We start from the raw sequence: 20,944 nt of genomic DNA on the forward strand, positions 1-20,944 counted from the left end.
CGGACCGCCCGCCTCGGGGCGGTCCGCTGGCCGGTGAGGTAATAAGGGTCCCCGGGGCCGTCCGGGCCACAACTCCACGCCGGGCGCCTTTACTTAGTATGAAGCCAGCGTCGCAAGGTGCTGGTGGCCAGCTCCATGGCCGTCCTGTTGGCGTTCGTGTCGCGCAGCAGGTCCACCATCGCGAAGTCGTGCACCATCCCGGCCAGCCGCACCGCCGTCACGTCGTTGCCGGCCTCGCGCAGCCGCCCGGCGAACGCCTCGCCCTCGTCGCGCAGCACGTCCGCCTCGCCGTTCATGACCAGCGCGGGCGGCAGGCCGCGCAGCGCCTCGGCCGGGGCCCGCAGCGGCGAGGCGTGCGGCTCTGCCCGCTGGGCGGGGTCGTCGGTGTACTGGTCCCAGAACCACTTCATGCCGTCGCGGTTGAGGTAGTAGCCGGTGGCGAACTGCTTGTACGACTCGGTGTCGAAGTTCGCGTCGGTGACCGGGTAGAACAGCACCTGGCCGAGCAGCCGCACGTCGCCGTGCTCCTTGGCCATCATGGCCAGCACGATCGCCATGTTGCCGCCGACGGAGTCGCCGCTCACCGCCATCCTGGAGGCGTCGAGGCCCTTCTCCCGGCCGTGCTCCATCACCCACTGGGCGGCGGCGTAGTTCTGCTCGATCTGGGTGGGGTACCTGGCCTCGGGCGCGCGGTCGTACTCGGGGAAGACGACGGCGGCCTCGCAGCGCACGGCCAGCTCCCGCACAAGACGGTCGTGCGTGTGCGCGGAGCCGAACACCCACCCGGCGCCGTGGATGTAGAAGATCACCGGCAGCGTGCCCGTGGCGCCCTTGGGCTTGACGATGCGCACCGGGATCACCCCGGTCGGGCCGCCCTGCACCTGGATCCATTCCTCGTCGATCTCCGGCTTGGGCACGTTCGGGTCCGACTGGAGCTTCTCCAGCACCTCGCGGCCCTGCTCGGGCGGCAACTCGTAGATGAAGGGCCGCTTGGCGTTGGCGTCGGCGAACTCCTGCGCCGCCCTCTCCAGCACGACGTGCTTGCTCATCATCGTGGTCATGGTCGTCCCCCGGCTCTCTCAGTGCATGCCGAGATGTTCCTGCCTGCTCAGCCGTCGGGACGACCGCCCCGATCCGTCAAATGTCCGCCAAACTCACTCGCGTCCGAGCTCGTGCGCCAGCTCCTCCAGCTCCGCCCCGCCCGCCATGAGCGTGGTCAGCTCCTGCGTGGTGATCTCGTCCTTGCCGTACTCCCCCACGCTCGCGCCCCGGTTGAGCAGCAGGAACCGGTCCCCCACCGGGTAGGCGTGATGGGGGTTGTGGGTGATGAAGACGACGCCGAGCCCCCGGTCGCGGGCGCGGGCGATGTAGCGCAGCACCACGCCCGCCTGCTTGACGCCGAGCGCCGAGGTGGGCTCGTCGAGGATGAGGACGCGGGCGCCGAAATAGACCGCCCTGGCGATGGCCACCGACTGCCGTTCGCCGCCCGACAACGTGCCGACGGGCTGGTCCACGTCGCGGATGTCGATGCCCATCGCGCGCAGCTCCTCGCGGGCCACCCTCCTGGCCTTGCCCACGTCGAAGGCCAGGCCCTTGCGGGGCTCCGAGCCGAGGAAGAAGTTCCGCCAGACGGACATGAGCGGGATCATCGCCAGGTCCTGGTAGACGGTGGCGATGCCGCGGTCGAGCGCGTCGCGGGGGCTGGACAGGCGCACCTCCTCGCCGTCCACCAGGTACGAGCCCGTGTCGTGCTGGTGCACCCCCGACAGGATCTTGATGAGCGTGGACTTGCCCGCGCCGTTGTCGCCGAGCACGCACGTGACCTGCCCGGCCGCCACGCCCATCGACACCTCGCGCAGCGCCAGCACCGAGCCGAACGTCTTGCCGATGCCCCTGGTCTCCAGAATCGCCTGCGGGGCCGTCCGCGGAGTCGTCTGCGCGTTCGTCTGCGGGGTCAATGTCTCACCTCCTCGGCGTACCGCCTGACCAGGCGGTTGGCCAGCGTCGCCAGCAGCAGCATCCCTCCGAGGAAGAACTTGAACCAGTCGGCGTCCCAGCCCAGGAACACGATGCCCTTGTCGGCCATGCCGAAGATCACCGCGCCGATGGCGGCTCCGATGGCGGAGCCGTACCCGCCGGTGAGCAGGCAGCCGCCGATCACGGCGGCGATGATGTAGATGAACTCCTGCCCGATGCCGATGTTGGCCTGTACGGAGGTGTAGCGCAGCGCCAGGATCGAGCCGACCAGCCAGGCGGCGAACGCCGTCGTCATGAACAACGTGATCTTCGTACGGGCGGCGGGCACGCCCACCGCGCGGGCGGCCTGCTCGTTGCCGCCCACCGCGAAGATCCAGTTGCCGGCCTTGGAGCGCATCAGCACCCAGGTGGCCACCGCGGTCACCACGATCCACCACAGGATCGCCACCCGGAACGAGGTGCCGCCGATCTCGATCGTCCCGGCGAACACCGCGTTCGCGACCTCGAACCCCTCGGCCCGGCGCAGCCCGCTGACCTGCACCGTCCCGGTGATGGCCTTGGTCACCCCGAGGTTGATGCCCTGCAACATCAGGAACGTGCCCAGCGTCACGATGAAGCTGGGCAGCCTGGTCCTGGTGACGACGAGCCCGTTGGCGAGCCCCACGGCCAGCGCCACGACGAGCCCGACGAGCATCGCCAGCCAGACGTTCAGGCCGTACCGGGTGGCCAGTGTCACGAGGATCAGCCCGCTCGTGCCGGTCAGCACACCGGCCGACAGGTCGAACTCCCCGCCGATCATCAGCAGCGCGACCGCGACCGCCATGATGCCGAGCGTGGCGGCCGGGTCGAGCCAGTTGGCGATGCCGTCCGGCGAGCGGAACACCGGCGACTGGACGCCGAAGAACACGAACACCGCCACCAGCCCGACCACCGCGCCGAGCTCCGGCCTGATGAGCAGGCGGCGGGCCAGCCCGACACTCGCCACCCGCTCGTCCGACATCGAGGTGGGCGCCAGCGTCACCGCGTCCCCGCCTCGGCGAGCTTGGCCACCTGCGCGGCGTTGTCCTTGGTCACGAACCCCGGCCCGGTGTTGACCGGCAGGCCGCCGCCGACGGTGTTGAGGTTGGACTTGTACAGGGTGAGGAACGTGATCGGCAGGTAGCCCTGCAGGTACTGCTGCTGGTCCACGGCGAACAGGATCTCCCCGTCGTTGATCGCGGTCACCACGTCCGCCGACAGGTCGAACGTGGCCAGCTTCGCCTGCGAGCCCGCGTCCTTGATCGCGTCCCTGGCGGCCGTCGCGATCGCCGGGTTGAGCGCCAGCACGCCGTTGACCTGCTTGTCCGACTGGAGCTTGGCGGCGACCTTGGAGGTGACGTCGGCCAGGTTGCTCACGTCCACCTGCAGCCGCTCGACCGTGCCGCCCAGCGTCTGCTCGGCGCCCTTGCAGCGCTGGTCGAGCCCGACGTTGCCGGCCTCGTGGATCACGCACAGCAGCTTGGTCACGCCGGCCGCCTTGAGCTGCTCGCCCGCGCCGCGCCCGGCCACGTCCTCCGACTGGCCAACGTGGGTGATCGCGCCGAACGCCTTGGAGGAGTCGGCCCCGGAGTTGATCGTCACGACCGGGATCTTCGCCGCGACGGCCTTGCCGATGGACTCCTTCAGCGCGTCGGGGTTGGCCATGGAGACCACGATGCCGTCCACCTTCTCGGAGACGGCCTGGTCGATGAGCTGCGACTGCTTGGCCGGGTCGCCGTCACCCTGGTAGGTGACGGTCGCGCCGTACTGCTTGCCCGCAGCCTCGGCGCCATTCTTGACCACGTCCCAGAAGGAGTCGCCGGGCGCTCCATGGGTGATGACGGCGAAACTGCCGCCGCCCCCTGCCGCGGCGGTCGCGGAGGAGGCGGGCGGGGCGCTCTGTCCCCCCGAGGAGGAGCAGCCGGTGACGGCCAGCGCGCCCAGCAGGACCAGCACGATCGGGGTACGTCTCATAAGGACACCTCCAAGACCAACGGGCTCGCCCTGGTTGTACCTCAATGTCATCTGTTTGTATAGACATGCTGACTTATGCGCGACACGTTCGCCCTACGTTCACTATGCTCCACGACCATGCGGCTCATGCCTGTGCGCGCGATCTTAACCACGGCGCTCCTGCTCGCCACCCCCCTCACCGGCGCCCCCTCCGTCGGAACGGTCACCGCCTCCGCCGAGACGCCGCCCCTGTACGACGACGACGCGGGCGGCCACGCCAACGGCGACGACCCGGCCATCTGGGTGCACCCTGCCCACCCCGGCACCAGCGTCGTGATCACCACCGCCAAGGAGGGCGGCCTGTACGCCTACTCCCTGACCGGCGCCCAGCTCCAGCACATCCCCGCGCAACCGCCGCCCGGCCCCGACCACGAGCCGGGACGGCTCAACAACGTCGACCTCGTCCACGGCTTCCGCCTGTCCACCGGCGCCAAGGCCGACCTCGCCGTCGCCTCCGACCGGGGCCGCGACCAGCTCCGCGTCTACGCCATCGACCCCGCCAAGGCCGCCGCCGGGCGACCGCCCCTCACCGACGTCACCGACGCCTCCGTGCCGTTCGTCTTCAACTCCACGCAGGAGCAGGTGGACGAGGCGGAGACCGCGTACGGGCTGGCCGTCAGCGGCACCAGCGTCGTCGTCAGCCGCCGCCACCGGACCACGCTCGGCCTCCTCCAACTCGCCGCAGCCCCCGGCGGCAAGGTCACCTACCGCCGCGTCCGCACCCTGGACCTGCCCGCGACCTTCCCCCTCCCCGACGGCACCACCTGGACCCCCTGCGGCGAGCCCGGCGAGCTGGCGCAGGTCGAGGGCATGGTCACGGACCGCGGCACCCTGTACGCCGCCCAGGAGGACGTCGGCATCTGGCGCCTGCCCGCCGACCTGACCGGCCGCCCGGCGCTGATGGACAAGGTCAGGGAGTACGGCAGGCAGGACACCTACGACCCGGCCACCGAGGAGTGCGTACCAGGCCAGGACCGCGGCTACGGCGGCGAACACCTGTCGGCCGACGCGGAGGGCCTGACGGTCTACGAGGACGGCTCTCGCGGCTACCTCCTGGCCTCCAGCCAGGGCGACGACACCTTCGCCGCCTACGACCGCCGCTCCGGCGAGCACGTGGGCCAGTTCCGGGTGGCTCCGGGACGACGCGCGGACGGGGCCGAGTCCAGCGACGGGGCCATGGTCATCAGCGCCCCGCTCGGCCGTGCCTTCCCTGAGGGGCTGATGGTCGTACACGATGGGGCGGACACACCAGGGGACGGCGACCGTGAGGTCACGAACTTCAAGTTCGTGGACTGGCGGATGGTCAAGGACGCCCTCGACTAACACCCCGAGAGGGTTTCACCTGCGAATTCTCGATCGTTCGGCCTATCGCGGGGCGACGCTTTTCCGGCAAAGTGCGGGGCTCGCACGGTCCATCGGCGTGAGCTGCCATCCTTCGTCAGGCGGTCGATCCAGGGCAATTCCGCGGGAGGGGTGGGAGACCGAGGGGTGGCAGCGCCGTGTCGGAGATCATGCAGCCGGATGGGCGGCAAAACCGGCCTTGAACGCCAGTCGCTCGAAATGCCTGATCGATGAGGTGCGGTGGGTCCTGCAATGCGCTGAATGGGTGGACCATCTCTCCGGCGACAGTTTCCCCCATGGTGCGCCCTCGCCTACGAGGGAAAGTGGCGACGGGGGCTGGCCGGCCCGTGCTCGGCTCAGCGGGCGCGCGTGAAGAACCGGCGTGGTTTGGTGAGGGCTGTGGCGACCATGTGGCCCGAGCCGCCGCCCAGGCCGGCTCCGGGATGGGTGGAGGCCCCGATGTGCCAGAGCCCGCTGACATCGGTCGCGTGCCGACCTGAAGAGGGCAGGGGGCGCCACAGGTAGCTCTGGTCGAGATCGCCTGCGCCACCGTACGGGTCGCCGTTGACCGCGTTGGGGTTGTGAGCGGTGAGTTGGACGGGGGTGATGACATCCAGGGCGAGGACCTTGTCGCGCAGGTCGGGAGCATGCTGAGCGATGCGGTCGAGGACCCGGTCGGCATAGCCCCTGGCCAGCTCGGGGGTCCAGCCCCGGGAGGTGTCCAGCTCGCCGGCCGCGTCCCCGCGGGGCGCGAAGGGCACCTCCTGAAGTTGCAGCCAGAGGGCTGCGGTGCCTTCGGGCACTCGGCCCGGGTCGAGGAGGTACTGCTGGCCGACGACCACCGTGGGCCGCCTGGGCAGCAGGCCCGCCTCGGCCTCCGCGCACGCGATGCCGATGCTGCCCGAGCCGTCGGCCAGGTGGATGAGCGGTACCCGGCTGAGGCGCTCGTCCCGCCAGCCGATCGGCTCGGACAGCGCGACATGGATCTGCATAGCCGCCCGGCCGTACCGGAAGCGTGTCGCTTCCTCACGGAACCTGGAGTCGACCGATCCTTCAGGGAGAAGAGCGCCATAGAGGGCGGTCGGGGTCACGGAGGCGATTACAGCACGCCGGGCACGGATGACGCGGTCGCCGGCCGTCACCCCGGCGGCACGACCGCCGCTGACGATCACGCGCTCGACCGTCGTGCCTGTCTCGACCTGGACGGCGAGGGAGTCGAACAGCGATCGGAAGGCGTTGAGGAACCGCCCGGCGCCTCCGGCGACCACCGGCAGCCCGAACCCGTGCAAGGTCGCAGCGAAGAGGGGCAGCATGAAGCCACCTGAGGCATGGTCGGGGGACAGCCCGGCGTGCAGCAGCCACGGGGAATACAGGTGGTCCACCTCATCTCCGCGGAACTGCTCGCGGGCCCACCCCCGGCCGCTGGCGGTCACCGAGCGCAGCCACCCCTCCAGCCCGGTACGGCCGCCTGACCGCATGAGGCCCGCCGCGTGCCGCAGCAGAGCGGGGGAACGGAGTTCGGCGCCGAGCAGCCCGCCAATCGGTCCCGTGGCCTGGCCGAGCCGGTTCAGGCAGTCCAGGTAGGCGTCCTTGTCAGCCTCGTGCGCGAATTCGGCGGCCGTCCGGACGGGGTCCCGGTGAGCCAGCGTGACCGAGCCGTCGTCGGCCACGCTGGCCGCGACCCAGTCGTCGGTGTTGCGGTACTCCAAGCCGTGCCGATGCAGCAGTTCGCCGAGACTCGCGTAGGCCCCGCCCGACACGAAGAGCGGGTGCCACGAGGAGTAGGTGTCGTGCAGGTAGCCGGGGAGGGTGCGTTCCTCGGTAGCGATGAAGCCGCCGACGTCCTGGTTACGTTCGACCAGGGCCACCGCCCAGCCCGCCTTGGCCAGTTCGGCCGCGGCGACGAGACCGTTGATTCCAGAACCGATGACGACGGCGTCCACTTCATCCATCAGGCGCTCCTCCGTTCCGCGAATCCCTCCTCTTGGTACGTTTACGCCATCGCTGGTAAAGAGGGCTCCTGGAACAGGCGAACAGGATCCACCGATCCTTGACCCCGACCGCGCACGAGTCACCCGTCACAGGCACGTCTCGCGCCTCGCGCACCGTCTTGAGTACCAGGCCGGCGATCGTCCCCGGGCACGGCCTCCAGAAGATTGATGCCAAGGGATGCCGTCACGTTGAGTGGTCGTAGGCGATCAATGATCGTTTGATCGCATTCGACCCGGGGAGTCGGCCACCCAGACGTTGTCGCTCCACAGCGTGGTGTCGGCGGCCAGCATCCGGACCATCCCGGCGCGCGATGCCGGCGGGGGTGTCGGCGATACTGTGGGCGTGGAGTACGTGTCCAGAGTGCCACGACCGCCGCTGGACGGGCTGATCGACGACCTTTACTACCTGGAGGGTGCGCCGCCGTACGCCCGGCTGACGCTGCCGCCGATGCCGGCGGCGTTGCTCATCGTCAACCTCGGGGCGCCGTTCCGCATCCGCGCAGGCACCGACATCGAGACGGCCGAGTACGCCGACGGCTGCGTGGTCACCATGCCCACCCGCGCCTTCGAGTTCAGCTATCCGCCGGAGACCCGGTCAGTCGGCGTGCACGTCAAGCCGTGGGGGCTGGCGCCGTTCCTGCCGATGCCCGCGGCCGAGCTGTGTGACCGGCCGGTGACGGTGGAGCAGGTTTGGGGCCGGCCCGCCATTGCCGAGCTGCGAGACCGGCTGGCCACGGCGGCCGGGCCGTACGAGATGCTGACGTTGCTCGAGGAGGAGCTGATGCGACGGCTGGGCGAGACCGCCGGTCTGGGGCTGGTCCGCCATACGAGCAGCGTCATCGCGGCGACCAGCGGGGCGGTGGCGATCGGCGACCTGAGCGTGACAGCCGGCGTCAGCAGCACTCATCTGGCGCAGCGGTTCAAGGAGCTCATCGGCGTCACGCCGAAGCGGCTGGCCCGCACCTACCGCTTCACCGCCACCGTGTTCGCGATCAACCCCGCCGGACCGATCGACTGGGGTGACATCGCCGGTGTCGCAGGCTACTTCGACCAGGCCCACTTCGGCCACGAGTTCCGGGCGTTCACCGGGCTCACGCCGACCCGGTACGTCGAAGTCCGGCGGCGGTTCCTGCGCGAACATCCCGGCCACGCGCTGGACGGCTGGCCGCTGCCGGCCGATTGATTTCTTACAAGAGCGACAGCTCACGAGACGCTAATTTGGGGGCACCCCCAAGCAGAGGAGAGCCCCGTGGGCAAGGTGGTCATGTACAGCTCGGTGTCGGTGGACGGCTTCGTCGCGGACGAGAATGACCAGCCCGGACCGCTGTTCGACTGGTTGTCCAGCGGTGACGTCCCGTTGGACGAGAGCGGCGAGGTGAAGGTGTCGCAGACGTCCTACGACTACACCCGGCCGTACTGGGACCAGATCGGAGTCACGATCGCCGGCCGCCACGTCTTCGACCTGACGGACGGCTGGGACGGAAAGCCTCCGGGCGGGATCGACCACGTGGTCGTCGTGACGCACCGGCCGCAGCCCGAGGGCTGGGACCCCGAGGCGCCGTTTCACTTCGTCGACGGCGTCGAGGCAGCCGTGGCCAAGGCGCAGGAGCTTGCGGGTGACCGCATGGTCGAGGTCGCCGCCGGCGACGTCGGTGGCCAGGTGCTTGCCGCGGGTCTGGTCGACGAGGTGCGCATGGACGTCGTACCCGTCGTGTTCGGGTCCGGCAAGCGCTACTTCGGGTCGGTCGACGCGCAGCACCTGTTGGAGGATCCTGACATGGTGATTCGGGGCAACCGGGTCCTTCACCTGCGCTATCGGGTGCGCCGTTGACCGATCTGAGCGGGTACGCGAAGAAGTACCCGAGGCGTTTCCTGCTGCTCGCGGTGTGACAAGTCCCTCCTGTCATCGACGCTGCCAGACCTGGATGGGGAGATTGTGCCTCACAGCCAGTCGCTTCGCGCGCTCCTCCACCAACGAGTGTCCGAGGCCGGACTAATCCAGGAACAGCACCGGGCATTCCCCCTTGAACGAGGACACGAGCACGAGGGCACCTACGGTTCGCCCCGGGTGACGGCCGAGTTGCGTGCGGCCAGGATGATGGTCAACCACAAGCGGGTGGAGCGGTTGATGCGCGAGCACGGCATCGCCGGGCTGCGGCTGCGCAAGAAGATCCGCACCACCATCGGTGAGCCGGACCCGGCACCGGTGCCGGACCTGATTCAGCGCGACAAGCCCGAGTCCCAAAAGCAGGCCAACCGCGCCCACGCCAGGCTCCGCGGCCCGGCGAACGCGCGAACGCTCAGCTGAAGAGCTGGAAGATCCTCCGCAAGCTACGCCGCAGCCCATCCAAAGCCGGCCACCTCTGCAAGGCCATCGCCGTCCTTCAAACCACCGCGTCGCCCAGGCCGCCTGAGGATGAAAGGGGTCGGTGTACTGGCCTTCGGGGAACTGGATGGCGACCCCCTCGCGTTCGGCTTGGATGAGCAGGGCGAGTCCATCGAGATATGAAATCCCGTGACCAATCATTCGCTGGGCGAACCGCTGACAGGTGTCGGAACGGATCTGGCCGAGGAGATCGAGGGAGGGAGGCTTCAGTGGTGACGAAGGCGGGCGGCGGCATCACGGCGTTGGTCAACGCCGGCACTTGGGCACGTGCCTGGGACGTGGTCACCGGCAAGCCCAAGGGGCAACCTTTCTGGTTCTCGAAGGAACGCTTGGGCGTCGTAACGGTGAGCGAGGCAACACACAGGCAGGCCCTCGCGGTCACTCTCAACGGAGATTGGAAGGTCCGCGCGTGGAGCTTGGCAACCGGGCAGGCGCTGACCTCGCCCGCGGGCGGACACCCTAGCGGTGCGACAGCCATGGCGGTGGCCCAGATGGACGGCAAGACCTACGCGATCACAGGGGACGACCAGGAAGGGCCTCCCCTACATGTGCCTAAGGCGCAAGGGGAAGGCGCACCTCGAAGCAGGCGCCGCCGGAGGTGCGGTCCAGAACGGCGATGGTGCCCGAGTGGGAGCGTACGACTTCGGAGGCGATCGCCAGGCCCAGGCCGGTGCCGCCGTGCTCGCGGCTGCGGGCCGTGTCCAGCCGGGTGAACCGTTCGAAGATCCGCTCGCGATCTGCCTCGGGGATCCCCGGGCCGTCGTCGCAGACCGCCATGACCGCCTGCCCTCTGTTGCGGCGCACCTCGACCTCGACTCGTTCGCGCGCATGCCGCTGGGCGTTGTCCAGCAGGTTCGTCAGCATGCGGGTGAGCTGGCCGGATACCCCCTCTACCGTGACGCCCTCTGTCAGGCTCGCCAGGACCGGAACCCGATCGGCGCGCCGACCCAGCTCCGTACGGGTCAGGTCCGCCAAGTCCACCTTCTCACGAACTGTGGATGCGCTGGATTCGAGCCCGGCGAGCAGGAGCAGATCCCCCATGATCGCCTGCAGTCTGTCGAGGTCGCCCAGGCCCTCGGCGAGCAGCCCGTCCACGTCCCGGTCCTGCGGGTACATCTGGGCCTCCTCCAGCTTGACGCGCAGCCCGGCCAGCGGGGTGCGCAGCTCGTGCGAGGCGTCGGTCACGAACCGCCGCTGCTCGTGGGTGGCTCTCTCCAGTCGCAGCAGCGTCTGATTGAGGGTGTGGATCAGCTTGGCGATCTCGTCGTCGCCTTCAGGCTCGGCGATGCGATCGCTCAGATGGTTGAGGGTGATCGTGGCGAGCTGAGACCGGACGGCCTCCACGGGCCGCAGGATGCGCCCGGTGACCTCCCACGCGATCCACCCGACGGCGGCGGCCAGGACGGCGGCCTGCGCCGCCACGATGGAATCGACGAACGTGGTGGACGTCAGCGTCGTGGTACGGCGGGCGGCGTAGACCACCGCGGACTGCGGCCCGTCCGCCCGGAGCGCCGTAATGCGCAGGCAGCCAGGTTCAGCGGTGGCGCAGGTCTGGCCGTCCTCCATCGAACCGCCGGGAGGGGCTATCAGCTTCGCCATCGGCTCACTGCCGGCCGCCGGGGACGCAGCGAGCACATGCCCGCTGGGACTCACGACCTGCACCAGATCGACCCCGGACACCGACGGCTTGATCACAGGAGGCAGGCGACCCGCGCGAACGGCCGCCGCCACCAACACCGCCTGCTGCTGGGTGTCCTGCCATGCCACATCGGCGATCACCTCCGAGATCACCTGGCTCATCACCACGGCCATCGGCACCAGGATCAGAAGCGCGCAGACGACGCTCAACATCGTGAGCCGCCCGCGAATCCACCGTGGGCGCAGTCTCAACAAATAGTTGCCCACGTTGTCAACATAATGGGCCCATCCCAGACTGCGACCATGCCAGGGAAAAGGCTCGGCCAAGCCTCCGTCGCCAGCCCTGCACTCCTCCCGCCCGGCGCGATCCTGCTCAACGCCGACCACCTCCGCTTCGGGCCCGAGCACCCCCTCGCCGATGTGTCAGCCCGCCACGACGAACAGGTTTCCGAGGCGGCGAAGTACGGCATCTCCACCTGGCCTTCCAGGCTGACCGCCCGTTTCACCCCGGGCGGCTCGTCGAGCACGGGCGCGACTCAACCGCACCGTTCTGTCATGCCCATTCCTACCCGCAAGGGAAAGCAATCGTCATGTTTCGGCCAGCGGCATGGAGAAATATGTCCTTATCATCCCTTTATGCACTTATGCGCCATTTTGGCGACTTAGCCTGGATGACGGCCGCGTCGGGTCCACAAGCTGCGACGCCGCACGGGGAGGGAACGAAGTGTCACCACTTCCACGCCCGCGCTCCATCCGGGCGCGTTACACAGTAGTCGCCGCCGGATTCTCGCTGATCATCATGGCAGTGTTCGGCGCAACCCTGGACCTCGCCATCCGCTACAGGGTCCAGTCCAACACCTTCGACGAGGCCGAACGCGTGGCCAGTCAATGGAGCGCGCAAGCACGAAACGGCTACGTCCCCCGCCAGATCCCCGCCCACGCACCCGTCGAACTCATCCAGATCGTCGACGCCGGCGGGCGAGTCGTCGACGCCAGCAGGCTCGCCTCCAAGACCGTCCCGCTCAGCCACCTCAGACCCCCGCCGAACGACCGCTTCCAGCGCAACATCGACTGCCCGGACGGGGACCGATGCGTCATCTTCATGGCCATCCGCCTGTCCCCCGCGCCCGACGCGGGCGTCGTCTACGCCGGCATCCCGGAACCCGACCTCCTGGCCACCCACGGCCTCGAATACTCCATCGCCGCCGGCATCCTGCTGATCACCGGCGTCGCCGCCTGGACCACCTGGGTGCTCGTCGGGCGCACGCTACGCCCCGTCGAAGCGATCAGAGCCCGGATCTCCGAGATCACCGTGAGCGACCTGAGCCTCCGCGTCCCCGTACCGCATGGAGCCGACGAGATCACCCAGCTCGCCGACACCGCCAACCACACCCTCTCCCAGCTTGAGGGCGCGGTCGAGCAGCAACGCCAGTTCGCCTCCACGACCTCCCACGAGCTGCGCACCCCCATCGCCGGGCTGCGCACACAACTGGAGGAGGCACTGCGCTATCCCGACGACGTCGACCCCCAGGAGGCCATCAAATCGGCGCTCGCGACCACCGACCGGCTGGAGGCCATCGTCAACGACCTCCTCCTGCTCGCCCGGATTCGCGCCGCCGACCCGGCGCCCCCGGAGAAGATCGACCTCGGCGAACTCATCACCGCCGAGGTGGCCACCCAATCCCAGCCCATCCCCATGAACGTCCACGCGCCCCCCGGGCTCAAGATCTGCGGCTCCAGGATGCAGCTCATCCGCGTCCTGGACAACCTGGTGGCGAACGCCCAGCGACACGCCGAATCCACCGTCGACGTCACCGCCGAGGCGGTCGGCGACGGGCTCATCGTCACCGTGGCCGACGACGGGCCCGGCATCCCGCCCGCCCATCGCGAACGCGTCTTCGAACGCTTCGTCCGCCTCGACGACGGGCGCCGCCGGGATCCAGGAGGCAGCGGTCTCGGCCTCGCGATCTCCCGCGACATCGCCCGCGCCCACCACGGCACGCTCCAGCTGGAGGACTCGCCGCGGGGGGCGAAGTTCGTGTTGCGGTTGCCGCTCCTGCCCGAATGCGCAAAGGAGACCTGAGCCGGAGGATTCGGCACGTTCCGTGTGGCCGCGTTGGCCGGAGCGTGAGTGAACGGGCCAGTTTGGAAACCTGGTCGCTGGAGCCGTTGAACGTCAGCAGGTGCTCGCCGACCAGATGCGGATGGTCCATCAGGCCCGCGTCGTCGACCAGGTGCCAGGAGATTGCGATGGGTTCAGGATCATCTAGCGACCGGATGGTCGCCTCGGTGCGCCACCGCTGGGACACCAGGACGGTCAGCGCCTTCTTGGCGGCCGTGAGGGCTTCCTCATCGTTCACCGCCTCGACGTTGACCGGGTGCGGCGGTCGGCGAGCGTTCCGTAGACCGCCATTGCTAGACCGGCCAGGCCGATGGCGAGCAGGCCCTGGTGGGCGCGGAAGGTGCGTTGCGCGGCGGCGGATGCGGCGAGGCTGCCGATGATGGGGCGTCGCGGGACCAGAGGGCATGCGCCGAAGGAGCAATCGGGGCATTAACCCGAGCACTACGCGACCAGCAATACCGACAAACCGGCGCATAACTGCAACGGATTCGCCAGAGGAATCACGACCCACATCCACGGCAGAGGTGTGCCGATGATCACCCCAAAGGGCGGCGGTAGTGCTGCCCTCGGGGCTCGATCGGGTATCAGCGGCGGGTTTCGACCTTCAGGTCGCCGTGGGTCACCGCGCCCATCCTGTCACTGGCGAGCATGTCGTGCGGGAAGCCGAGTCCGATCGCGCTGGCCTCATCGAGGCGGGCCAGCTGGGAGGCCGTGAAGTCGGCCTCCAGGGCGCCCAGATTGTCCTCCAGCTGCGCGAGAGTGCGGGCGCCGATGAGCGATGCCGTCACATCCGGGTTCTGCAGGGTCCAGGCCAGCCCGACCTGGGCGGTTGTGCGGCCCAGCTCGGTGGCGACCTCCTTCACGACATCAGCGATGTCCAGGTTGCGTTCGGTGAGCCCGCCGTTGACGATGTTGAAGTTCTTACGGGTGCCGTCGTCGACCGCGGCGTTCGTCGCGGTCAGGTCGTCGCGGCTGTACTTACCGGTGAGCACCCCGCCGGCCAGTGGCGAGTACGGCACTACGCCCAACCCCATCTCGCGTGCCATGGGGATCAGGTCACGTTCCCCGGTACGCTCGATCAGGTTGTATTCGATCTGCAGGGCGACCAGCGGCGACCAGCCGCGCAGGTCGGCGATCGCCTGCATGCGCGACACCTGCCAGGCCGGGGCGTTGGAGATCGCCACGTACAAGACCTTGCCCTGCCGGACCAGATCGTCCATGCCGCGCAGGATCTCCTCGACCGGTGTCGTGAAATCCCACACGTGCAGGTAGAGCAGATCGATGTAGTCCGTATTCAGCTGTCGCAGACTGGCTTCCACCGACGCGAACAGGCTCTTGCGGTGAGGGCCCCCGGAATTCGGGTCGCCGGGCCGGCGCAGCGTGGAGTATTTCGTTGCCAGCACTAGGCTTTCGCGGTTGTCGCGGGTGAATTCGCCCAGCAGGCGCTCGGAGCTGCCATTGGTGTAGGTGTTGGCGGTGTCGATGAAGTTGCCACCGCGCTCGACGTAAAGGTCGAACAGCTTACGCGCCTCGTCCTGCTCGGCGCCCCAGCCCCACTCGGTGCCGAAGGTCGCCGCGCCCAGCGCCAGCGGTGAGACCCGCAGCCCGGAGCGGCCCAGCAGCCGGTAGGTGTCGAGGGTGAGCGACATCGTGTCCTCCTGTGCCTGTGATCCGCTATCGGGAACAAGTTTGTGACCGCCGCGAGCCGGGGCCAAGGGAAAGAAGTTCCTGGGAACACCAGTCCTACCCTGGCTGTTGGATCAAACGTGATGACGCGCACCGTGGACACGACACAGGAGCTGGCCGCGTTCCTGCGGACCCGGCGCGAACGCCTGGACCCGCGCGATTTCAACCTGCCGTCGCGTCAGCAGGCCCGGCGGACCCCGGGACTGCGCCGCGAAGAGGTCGCCGAACTGGCCGGGGTCAGCATCGACTACATCGTGCGGCTGGAACAGGCCCGCGGGCTGCGGCCCTCAGCGAACGTGGTGGAGGCGCTCTCCCGGGCGCTGCGCCTGGCCCCCGACGAACGCGCCTACCTCTTCAACCTGGCCCAGCAGCGCCCCCGCAACACCGACAAGCCCGCCACCACTGCAGCGCCGCCGCTGGCCCGGCTGGTCGCCGACCTGTCGCCGCTGCCGGCCATGCTGATGAACCACCGCTACGACATCCTGGCCTGGAACGGCGAAATGGCGAGGCTGCTGCTGGATTTCGACACCCTGCCGCCGTCGCAGCGCAATGCGATGTGGCTGTGCCTGGTACACCCGGAAATACGCGAGTTCTATGTCGACCGCGAACGCGTCGTGCGGGAGGGAATCGCCCACCTGCGCGCAGCGTGGGCCGCGCACCCGGAGGACCAGGCGTTGACCGACCTCATCACCGAATGCATCACCCATAGCGAGGAATTCGCGCGATTGTGGGCCGAGCGAGACATCAAGGTCAACGGCCGCGGACACAAGGTGATGCGGCATCCGGGCGCCGGTGTGATCGCCGTGCACTTCGAAGTGCTTATACCACTCCAAGATTCGGACCAGCGGTTGATGATCTGCCGCGCCGCTGACGATGAGAGCCAGTCGGCATTAGACCGGTTGTGAGCACGGTGACGTCGAACCGTCCATTCGTGCACTGAGTCCAACCGTCGTTCCGGCAGGGTCGAACCGTCTTTCCGGCGCGTTTCGGAATCCATCGGTGAGATCCGGGCCGAAAGCATGCCGGGATGACAGACCGATGGCTATCTGGGGTTGTCGGCTTGTTCTCGCAGGTCAGGGCGTTCTGATCTTGTCAGGCACGTAAGGCATGTGGACCAGCCTTGAAGGCGTGTTGCTTTGAAGGCGTGGCCGGGTGTTCGGCCGAGCTCGCGACGCCGGTCGGGCCGATGTCAGGGGCTGAGGTTGGTCTGGTCAGTCGCTGCGTCGGCGGGCGGCATCCAGCTGATCGAGACGACGATCACCGTGACGAGCATCGCGGCGACTACAGCGACAACGATCGAGACAGGCTTCGGGCGTGGAGATTCTCGCGGATCTTTCGCGCTGTTCAACCGGCCGGGGTTCTTGACCTCCATCACCGTCGCCGAGCCGTCCACCCAGCGGACGAACAAGTCAGGCGTCGCCTTCCAAGTGCCGCAGTTCTCGAACGCCACTTCGGCGGCATCCTCCAATGAACGCCGCTCCTCCTGCCCGTCAGGAGGCAGGAAGCGGACTTGGACGCTGCGTAACTGCAGGTCCGCAGCCTTCATCACGCCTCCCAAGACCGTAAGAAGCGCTGCTCACGTTCACCCATAGCGTCGGCACGCGGAACAGAGTCATGTGACGAAGGTCGCGCCAGCGCCCCGTGCGTGACTTCGTCCTTGCTTTCACCTGCCCACTCGCATAACCAGAGGCGTCCGATCTCGGACCGGAAGCTGATCCCCACGATGTCCTCAGTGACGGCAGCGGGTATGACGACGATGGCGACTGTTACGAGCACTTCGCCGGCCCGGTGTATGTCTCGGCGCCTGGCCAGTGCATTGACGTGGTGACGCGGTGCGCGCCAGGAGGGCGGGTCCTCAGCCGCAGGTGCGCCGCGGGCGGCGAGCACGCCGGACGTCGGCTCAGGGAAGCACGCCTGCCGGGGTGCGTACGGTGTCACGCAGACGGGCGGCGTCCTGGCTGGGGGGTGCCCCGAACTGGCGGCGGTACTCCCGGCTGAACTGCGACGGGTTGTCATAGCCGACGCGGCGGCCGACTCTGGTGACGTCGCCCGGGTGAGTGGCGAGCAGCAGCCGGGCCTCCTGCAGCCGGATCTGCTTCTGGAACTGGATGGGGCTCATCGCGGTCACCGCCTGGAAGTTGCGGTAAAAAGCGGAGACGCTCATCCCGGAAAGGCGTGCCACGTCCTCGACCCGGAAGGGCTGCGTGTAGTTCTCGCGGATCCAGCGCACGGCCCGGGAGACATGACTGAGGCTGCTGTCTGCGAGGCCGAGCTGGCGAACCGTCTCGCCCTGGTCGCCGGTGATCAGGCGCCACAGGATCTCGCGCTTGATCAGCGGCGCCAGCACGGCCCGGTCGCGGGGCTCGTCGAGCAGGCGTAGCAGCCGGACCACCGCGTCGAGCAGCGCAGCCGGAGCGTCGCTGACGATGATCCCCGGCGACGCGCCCGCGCTGGTGCGGGGAGCGTCTCCGGACCCGGCCTGCAGCAGCAGTTCGGCGACGGAGGACGGTTCCAGTGTGAGTCCGAACCCCAGCGCTGGTTGCTCCGGATCGGCCTGGGTGAACTGTCCGGTGACGGGGAGATCGACGGATGCGACCAGGTACTGTCCGGCGCCGTACTCGAAGACCTTCTCTCCCAGTGCGAGGCGTTTGGCTCCCTGGGCGATGACCGCCAGCACCGTGCCGGACATCGAGGGCGCCGGCGGATCCGACCGGTCGACCTTCGAGATGAGGACGCCGTCGATCGGGGTGGTCCAGTCCGGCCGCGCATGCCGGACCAGCAGGGTGCGGAGCTCTTCGAGGTGCATGTGTCCATTGCAGCACGATTCCGCGAGCTGGCTCCCATGCAGGAGAGGATCGTGCAAGTGCGAGCGAGCATCGTTCTAACGTTTTCCCAGGTCAACTCGGTTGAATGGAATCACTTCACTCCATCACCGCGGAAGAAGGCCACCATGATCGCCAAGTACGGCTTCAACGCCACCCTGACCGCCAAGCCCGGACTGGGCGACCGGCTGGTCGACCTGCTGCTGACCGGCCTGAACGAGGGCAGCCCCGGCGCGAGCGAACACTGCGTCGTCTACCTCGTCTCCCGTTCCGCGTCCGACCCTGACGTCGTCCACGTCACCGAGGGCTGGACCACCGAGGAGGACCACCACCGGATCTTCGCCGGCGAGGCCGCGCAAGCCATTGTGGCGCAGATCGACGGGCTGCTGGCCAAGGAGTCCGAGTACACCGACTACGTGCCGGTCCGCGGCAAGGCCGCCTTCTGACCAGCCGATCGCCCCATTCCCCCGGCCCTCTCTTCGCCCAACCGTCCGGCGCCACCTACGAAAGGCAACGACCATGACCCTGGCCAGACCCGCCCTGGACCCCGAACTGCGTGACCTGCTGGCCGACCTGTCCCTGCTGTCGCAGCTCAGCCCGGAAATCCTCGCGCAACTGCGCCGGCTCCCGTCGACGCCCGTCGAGTCGCTTCTTGCCCACCGGCAGGTCGACCGCCGCGAGGTCACCGTGCCCGCCAAGGACGGTGCCCCGATCCCCCTGTCAATCTTCACCCCCGCGAACGCCGATCCCACCACCGCCGCACCCTGCGTCTACTGGATGCACGGCGGCGGAATGGTCATGGGCGACCGCTTCTCGCAGATCGACATCCCGCTGGAGTGGCTCGACCAACTCGGTGTCGTCGTGGTCTCCGTGGACTACCGGCTCGCACCGGAGGCCACCGGCACCGCCCTGGTCGACGACTGCTATCAAGGACTGCTCTGGGTCGCCGAACACTCAGCCGAACTGGGCATCGATCCCGCCCGGATCGTCGCCGCGGGCGCCAGCGCCGGCGGCGGCCTCGCCGCCGGAGTCACCCTGATGGCTCGCGACCTCGGCACCCCGGCGATCGCCGCGCAGATACTGATCTGCCCCATGCTCGACCACCGCAACACCAGCACCTCCAGCCGCCAGTACGCCGGCGGGCCGGGCGTCTGGACCGGCGAGATGAACGAGTTCGGATGGCGCTGCGTCCTCGGTGACCTCACCGACGACCAGGTATCCGAGTACGTCTCACCCGCGCTGGCCGACGACCTCTCAGGCCTGCCGACCACCTACATCGACACCGGCTCCGCCGAGGTCTTCCGCGACGAGGACGCCGACTACGCCACCCGTATCTGGGCGGCCGGCGGCCAGGCCGAACTCCACGTCTGGGCGGGCGGCTTCCACGGGTTCGACGCGCTGTACCCGCAGGCCCACATCTCGGCCAGCGCCCGCCGCACCCGCAGCGACTGGCTCGCCCGCGTCCTGCCCCCAGGCTCTCCCGCATAGCACCGCCGGCTCACTCACACCCCCACGACCTCACCCCAGGAGGAACACCATGAAAGTCGCCATCGTCACGGGCGCCAGCTCCGGCATCGGACGGAGCGCCGCGATCGAGATCGCCAAGCGCGGAATCGGAGTCATCCTGACCTACGGCAACAACCCGCACGGAGGGCTGGAGACGGCAGCCGTGATCCAGAAGGAGGGCGGGACGGCCGTCGCCCTGCCGCTGGACGTGGGCGAGAGCGGCACGTTCGCGGCCTTCCGCGACACGGTGACCGGCGTGCTGTGCGACACCTGGCTGCGCGACACCTTCGACTACCTGGTCAACAACGCCGGTTTCGCGCAGACATCGTTGATCGAGGACACGACCGAGGAAACGTTCGACAGGCTCATGCGGGTCCTGCTGAAGGGACCGTACTTCCTGACGCAGAGGCTGCTGCCCCTGATGACGGACGGTGGGGCCATCGTCAACACGAGCAGCAACTCGACGGCGACGGCCGGCCTGGAGCCCGGCTACTCGGCCTACGCGTCGATGAAGGGCGGGCTGGACGTGCTGACCCGGTACATGGCCAAGGAATTCAGCACGCGGGGCATCCGCGTCAACTCCGTCTCGCCGGGATCGACCCGCACCCGGATCGCCGACGACGCCTTCACCCGGTTCCCCGAGGTCATCCCGGCCCTCGCCGCGAGGACCGCACTCGGCCGTGTCGGCGAACCGGACGACATCGGCGCGATGATCGCCACACTCGTCTCGGACGAGAGCCGCTGGGTCACCGCTCAGAACATCGAGGTGTCGGGCGGCTACAACCTCTGAAACTCTCGAGGATGATCACAAGCGCGAGATCGGGTCAGGTCGGGTCGCCGGCATCTCATGTTCGTCAGGACGCCGCTGCCTGGACGCAACGAAGGTGACAGTGAGCAGAGCGTTGTCAGGGTGTGAACGCTGCCGCGGCTGACCTGGCTATGGAGCTGACGGAGGGCGCTACACCGTGGAGGCGGCGATCGGGTAGCCCAGGCGGGCCGGCTCGCCTTGGATTCTTCTATGCTCCCAGGCCGGGGTTCTCTCGGGCCATCCGCACGATCAGTGCCTTGACAAGTCGGCGGGTGCCGGGCCGTCCCGGGCGCCGCCCGTCGGTGAAGGTCCACTTGCGCGCTACCAGGTGACGATGCCAGCGCAAGATCGTCGCCGGGGTGACCGGGAACACCTCCGCCCACCGGCGGCGGTGGACCAGCCTCGACAACCCCGCAAGCCAGCGCCGGTCGGCGTGCCCCCACCGCGGCCGTCCGCCGAGCTGACGGCGTAGCACCTGGTTCTCGTGACGCAGCACCAGCAGCTCTACCTCCTTGGACAGATCAGCGCGGACCAGTACCGTCAGCAGACCGAACAAGCCCCTCACCAACCGGTAGACCAGCGACAACACCACCTCGCGATGGTCCCAGCCACCGCCCTGATCACGCAGCGAAACCC

At 68.6% G+C, this 20,944-nt stretch carries 18 protein-coding genes and 2 pseudogenes; 10 read left to right on the top strand and 10 right to left on the bottom strand.

The features are described 5' to 3' along the window. Positions 1–89: 89 nt before the first annotated feature. The 4 genes from ACFPZ3_RS09170 to ACFPZ3_RS09185 form a co-directional block, all read right to left on the bottom strand. Positions 90–1,052 (bottom strand): alpha/beta hydrolase, encoded by a 963-nt coding sequence (locus tag ACFPZ3_RS09170; protein WP_379513609.1) that lies wholly within the window; start codon positions 1,050–1,052, stop codon positions 90–92. Between the two features lie 102 nt (positions 1,053–1,154). Next, positions 1,155–1,958, bottom strand: coding sequence for an ATP-binding cassette domain-containing protein (locus ACFPZ3_RS09175; RefSeq protein ID WP_379513552.1), 804 nt, complete (start codon positions 1,956–1,958; stop codon positions 1,155–1,157). Next, positions 1,955–2,977: an ABC transporter permease gene (locus ACFPZ3_RS09180; RefSeq protein ID WP_379513610.1), complete on the bottom strand. Its 1,023-nt coding sequence runs from the start codon at positions 2,975–2,977 to the stop codon at positions 1,955–1,957. Before ACFPZ3_RS09180 ends, ACFPZ3_RS09175 begins: the two co-directional genes overlap by 4 nt. 17 nt (positions 2,978–2,994) lie before the next feature. Then, positions 2,995–3,969, bottom strand: coding sequence for a sugar ABC transporter substrate-binding protein (locus tag ACFPZ3_RS09185; protein ID WP_379513553.1), 975 nt, complete (start codon positions 3,967–3,969; stop codon positions 2,995–2,997). Between the two features lie 117 nt (positions 3,970–4,086). Here ACFPZ3_RS09185 and ACFPZ3_RS09190 point away from each other — a divergent pair, with 117 nt between their 5' ends. After that, positions 4,087–5,331, top strand: a complete 1,245-nt coding sequence (locus tag ACFPZ3_RS09190) for a phytase (RefSeq protein ID WP_379513554.1) — start codon at positions 4,087–4,089, stop codon at positions 5,329–5,331. 374 nt (positions 5,332–5,705) lie between these two features. Here the strand turns inward: ACFPZ3_RS09190 and ACFPZ3_RS09195 are convergent, their stop codons facing one another. Next, positions 5,706–7,301, bottom strand: a complete 1,596-nt coding sequence (locus ACFPZ3_RS09195) for a phytoene desaturase family protein (RefSeq protein WP_379513555.1) — start codon at positions 7,299–7,301, stop codon at positions 5,706–5,708. A 382-nt stretch (positions 7,302–7,683) separates the two neighbouring features. Here ACFPZ3_RS09195 and ACFPZ3_RS09200 point away from each other — a divergent pair, with 382 nt between their 5' ends. The 4 genes and pseudogenes from ACFPZ3_RS09200 to ACFPZ3_RS09215 form a co-directional block, all read left to right on the top strand. Then, positions 7,684–8,523 (top strand): helix-turn-helix domain-containing protein, encoded by an 840-nt coding sequence (locus ACFPZ3_RS09200; RefSeq protein WP_379513556.1) that lies wholly within the window; start codon positions 7,684–7,686, stop codon positions 8,521–8,523. 66 nt (positions 8,524–8,589) lie between these two features. Then, a complete protein-coding gene (locus ACFPZ3_RS09205; RefSeq protein ID WP_379513557.1) occupies positions 8,590–9,171 on the top strand; it encodes a dihydrofolate reductase family protein in 582 nt (193 codons plus the stop codon). A gap of 207 nt (positions 9,172–9,378) precedes the next feature. Beyond that, positions 9,379–9,570: pseudogene (locus ACFPZ3_RS09210) on the top strand (IS3 family transposase); the annotation flags it as partial. Continuing rightward, positions 9,565–9,728: pseudogene (locus tag ACFPZ3_RS09215) on the top strand (transposase family protein); the annotation flags it as partial. The pseudogenes ACFPZ3_RS09210 and ACFPZ3_RS09215, both read left to right, overlap by 6 nt. A 550-nt stretch (positions 9,729–10,278) precedes the next feature. Here ACFPZ3_RS09215 and ACFPZ3_RS09220 read toward each other — a convergent pair. Further along, a complete protein-coding gene (locus tag ACFPZ3_RS09220) occupies positions 10,279–11,631 on the bottom strand; it encodes a sensor histidine kinase (protein WP_379513558.1) in 1,353 nt (450 codons plus the stop codon). 532 nt (positions 11,632–12,163) lie between these two features. Here ACFPZ3_RS09220 and ACFPZ3_RS09225 point away from each other — a divergent pair. Further along, positions 12,164–13,447: a sensor histidine kinase gene (locus ACFPZ3_RS09225; RefSeq protein ID WP_379513559.1), complete on the top strand. Its 1,284-nt coding sequence runs from the start codon at positions 12,164–12,166 to the stop codon at positions 13,445–13,447. A gap of 623 nt (positions 13,448–14,070) precedes the next feature. On the opposite strand, the gene ACFPZ3_RS09230 is transcribed toward ACFPZ3_RS09225, so the two are convergent. Then, entirely contained in the window at positions 14,071–15,135 is a 1,065-nt protein-coding gene (locus ACFPZ3_RS09230) for an aldo/keto reductase (RefSeq protein WP_379513560.1), read from the bottom strand. Between the two features lie 120 nt (positions 15,136–15,255). Between ACFPZ3_RS09230 and ACFPZ3_RS09235 the strand changes: the two genes are divergently transcribed. Continuing rightward, the gene (locus ACFPZ3_RS09235) at positions 15,256–16,077 is read left to right on the top strand and encodes a helix-turn-helix transcriptional regulator (RefSeq protein ID WP_379513561.1); all 822 of its coding nucleotides are present in this window, start codon (positions 15,256–15,258) and stop codon (positions 16,075–16,077) included. A gap of 284 nt (positions 16,078–16,361) precedes the next feature. Here the strand turns inward: ACFPZ3_RS09235 and ACFPZ3_RS09240 are convergent, their stop codons facing one another. Further along, the gene (locus tag ACFPZ3_RS09240) at positions 16,362–16,718 is read right to left on the bottom strand and encodes a hypothetical protein (RefSeq protein ID WP_379513562.1); all 357 of its coding nucleotides are present in this window, start codon (positions 16,716–16,718) and stop codon (positions 16,362–16,364) included. A 354-nt stretch (positions 16,719–17,072) separates the two neighbouring features. Then, on the bottom strand, positions 17,073–17,978 hold the full coding sequence (locus tag ACFPZ3_RS09245; protein ID WP_379513563.1) for an AraC family transcriptional regulator: 906 nt from the start codon (positions 17,976–17,978) through the stop codon (positions 17,073–17,075). A 144-nt stretch (positions 17,979–18,122) separates the two neighbouring features. On the opposite strand from ACFPZ3_RS09245, the gene ACFPZ3_RS09250 reads away from it, so the two are divergent. From ACFPZ3_RS09250 to ACFPZ3_RS09260, 3 genes are all read left to right on the top strand, one after another. After that, positions 18,123–18,440: a putative quinol monooxygenase gene (locus ACFPZ3_RS09250; RefSeq protein ID WP_379513564.1), complete on the top strand. Its 318-nt coding sequence runs from the start codon at positions 18,123–18,125 to the stop codon at positions 18,438–18,440. A 73-nt stretch (positions 18,441–18,513) separates the two neighbouring features. Next, the gene (locus ACFPZ3_RS09255; RefSeq protein WP_379513565.1) at positions 18,514–19,482 is read left to right on the top strand and encodes an alpha/beta hydrolase; all 969 of its coding nucleotides are present in this window, start codon (positions 18,514–18,516) and stop codon (positions 19,480–19,482) included. Positions 19,483–19,531: 49 nt separating this feature from the next. Next, a complete protein-coding gene (locus ACFPZ3_RS09260) occupies positions 19,532–20,290 on the top strand; it encodes an SDR family NAD(P)-dependent oxidoreductase (RefSeq protein WP_379513566.1) in 759 nt (252 codons plus the stop codon). Positions 20,291–20,516: 226 nt separating this feature from the next. Here ACFPZ3_RS09260 and ACFPZ3_RS09265 read toward each other — a convergent pair. Then, a partial coding sequence (locus tag ACFPZ3_RS09265) for a hypothetical protein (protein WP_379513567.1) occupies positions 20,517–20,944 on the bottom strand: 428 nt, incomplete at its 5' end.

The sequence above is a fragment of the Nonomuraea insulae genome (assembly GCF_042656245.1).

What these genes read in the sequence shown, in the direction of transcription:
- ACFPZ3_RS09170 (WP_379513609.1), bottom strand. Translation starts at nt 1,052, where the DNA reads ATGATGAGCAAGCACGTCGTGCTGGAGAGGGCGGCGCAGGAGTTCGCC.
- ACFPZ3_RS09180 (WP_379513610.1), bottom strand. Translation starts at nt 2,977, where the DNA reads ATGTCGGACGAGCGGGTGGCGAGTGTCGGGCTGGCCCGCCGCCTGCTC.
- ACFPZ3_RS09185 (WP_379513553.1), bottom strand. Translation starts at nt 3,969, where the DNA reads ATGAGACGTACCCCGATCGTGCTGGTCCTGCTGGGCGCGCTGGCCGTC.
- ACFPZ3_RS09190 (WP_379513554.1), top strand. Translation starts at nt 4,087, where the DNA reads ATGCGGCTCATGCCTGTGCGCGCGATCTTAACCACGGCGCTCCTGCTC.
- ACFPZ3_RS09195 (WP_379513555.1), bottom strand. Translation starts at nt 7,301, where the DNA reads ATGGATGAAGTGGACGCCGTCGTCATCGGTTCTGGAATCAACGGTCTC.
- ACFPZ3_RS09225 (WP_379513559.1), top strand. Translation starts at nt 12,164, where the DNA reads ATGGCAGTGTTCGGCGCAACCCTGGACCTCGCCATCCGCTACAGGGTC.
- ACFPZ3_RS09230 (WP_379513560.1), bottom strand. Translation starts at nt 15,135, where the DNA reads ATGTCGCTCACCCTCGACACCTACCGGCTGCTGGGCCGCTCCGGGCTG.
- ACFPZ3_RS09235 (WP_379513561.1), top strand. Translation starts at nt 15,256, where the DNA reads ATGACGCGCACCGTGGACACGACACAGGAGCTGGCCGCGTTCCTGCGG.
- ACFPZ3_RS09240 (WP_379513562.1), bottom strand. Translation starts at nt 16,718, where the DNA reads ATGAAGGCTGCGGACCTGCAGTTACGCAGCGTCCAAGTCCGCTTCCTG.
- ACFPZ3_RS09245 (WP_379513563.1), bottom strand. Translation starts at nt 17,978, where the DNA reads ATGCACCTCGAAGAGCTCCGCACCCTGCTGGTCCGGCATGCGCGGCCG.
- ACFPZ3_RS09250 (WP_379513564.1), top strand. Translation starts at nt 18,123, where the DNA reads ATGATCGCCAAGTACGGCTTCAACGCCACCCTGACCGCCAAGCCCGGA.
- ACFPZ3_RS09255 (WP_379513565.1), top strand. Translation starts at nt 18,514, where the DNA reads ATGACCCTGGCCAGACCCGCCCTGGACCCCGAACTGCGTGACCTGCTG.
- ACFPZ3_RS09260 (WP_379513566.1), top strand. Translation starts at nt 19,532, where the DNA reads ATGAAAGTCGCCATCGTCACGGGCGCCAGCTCCGGCATCGGACGGAGC.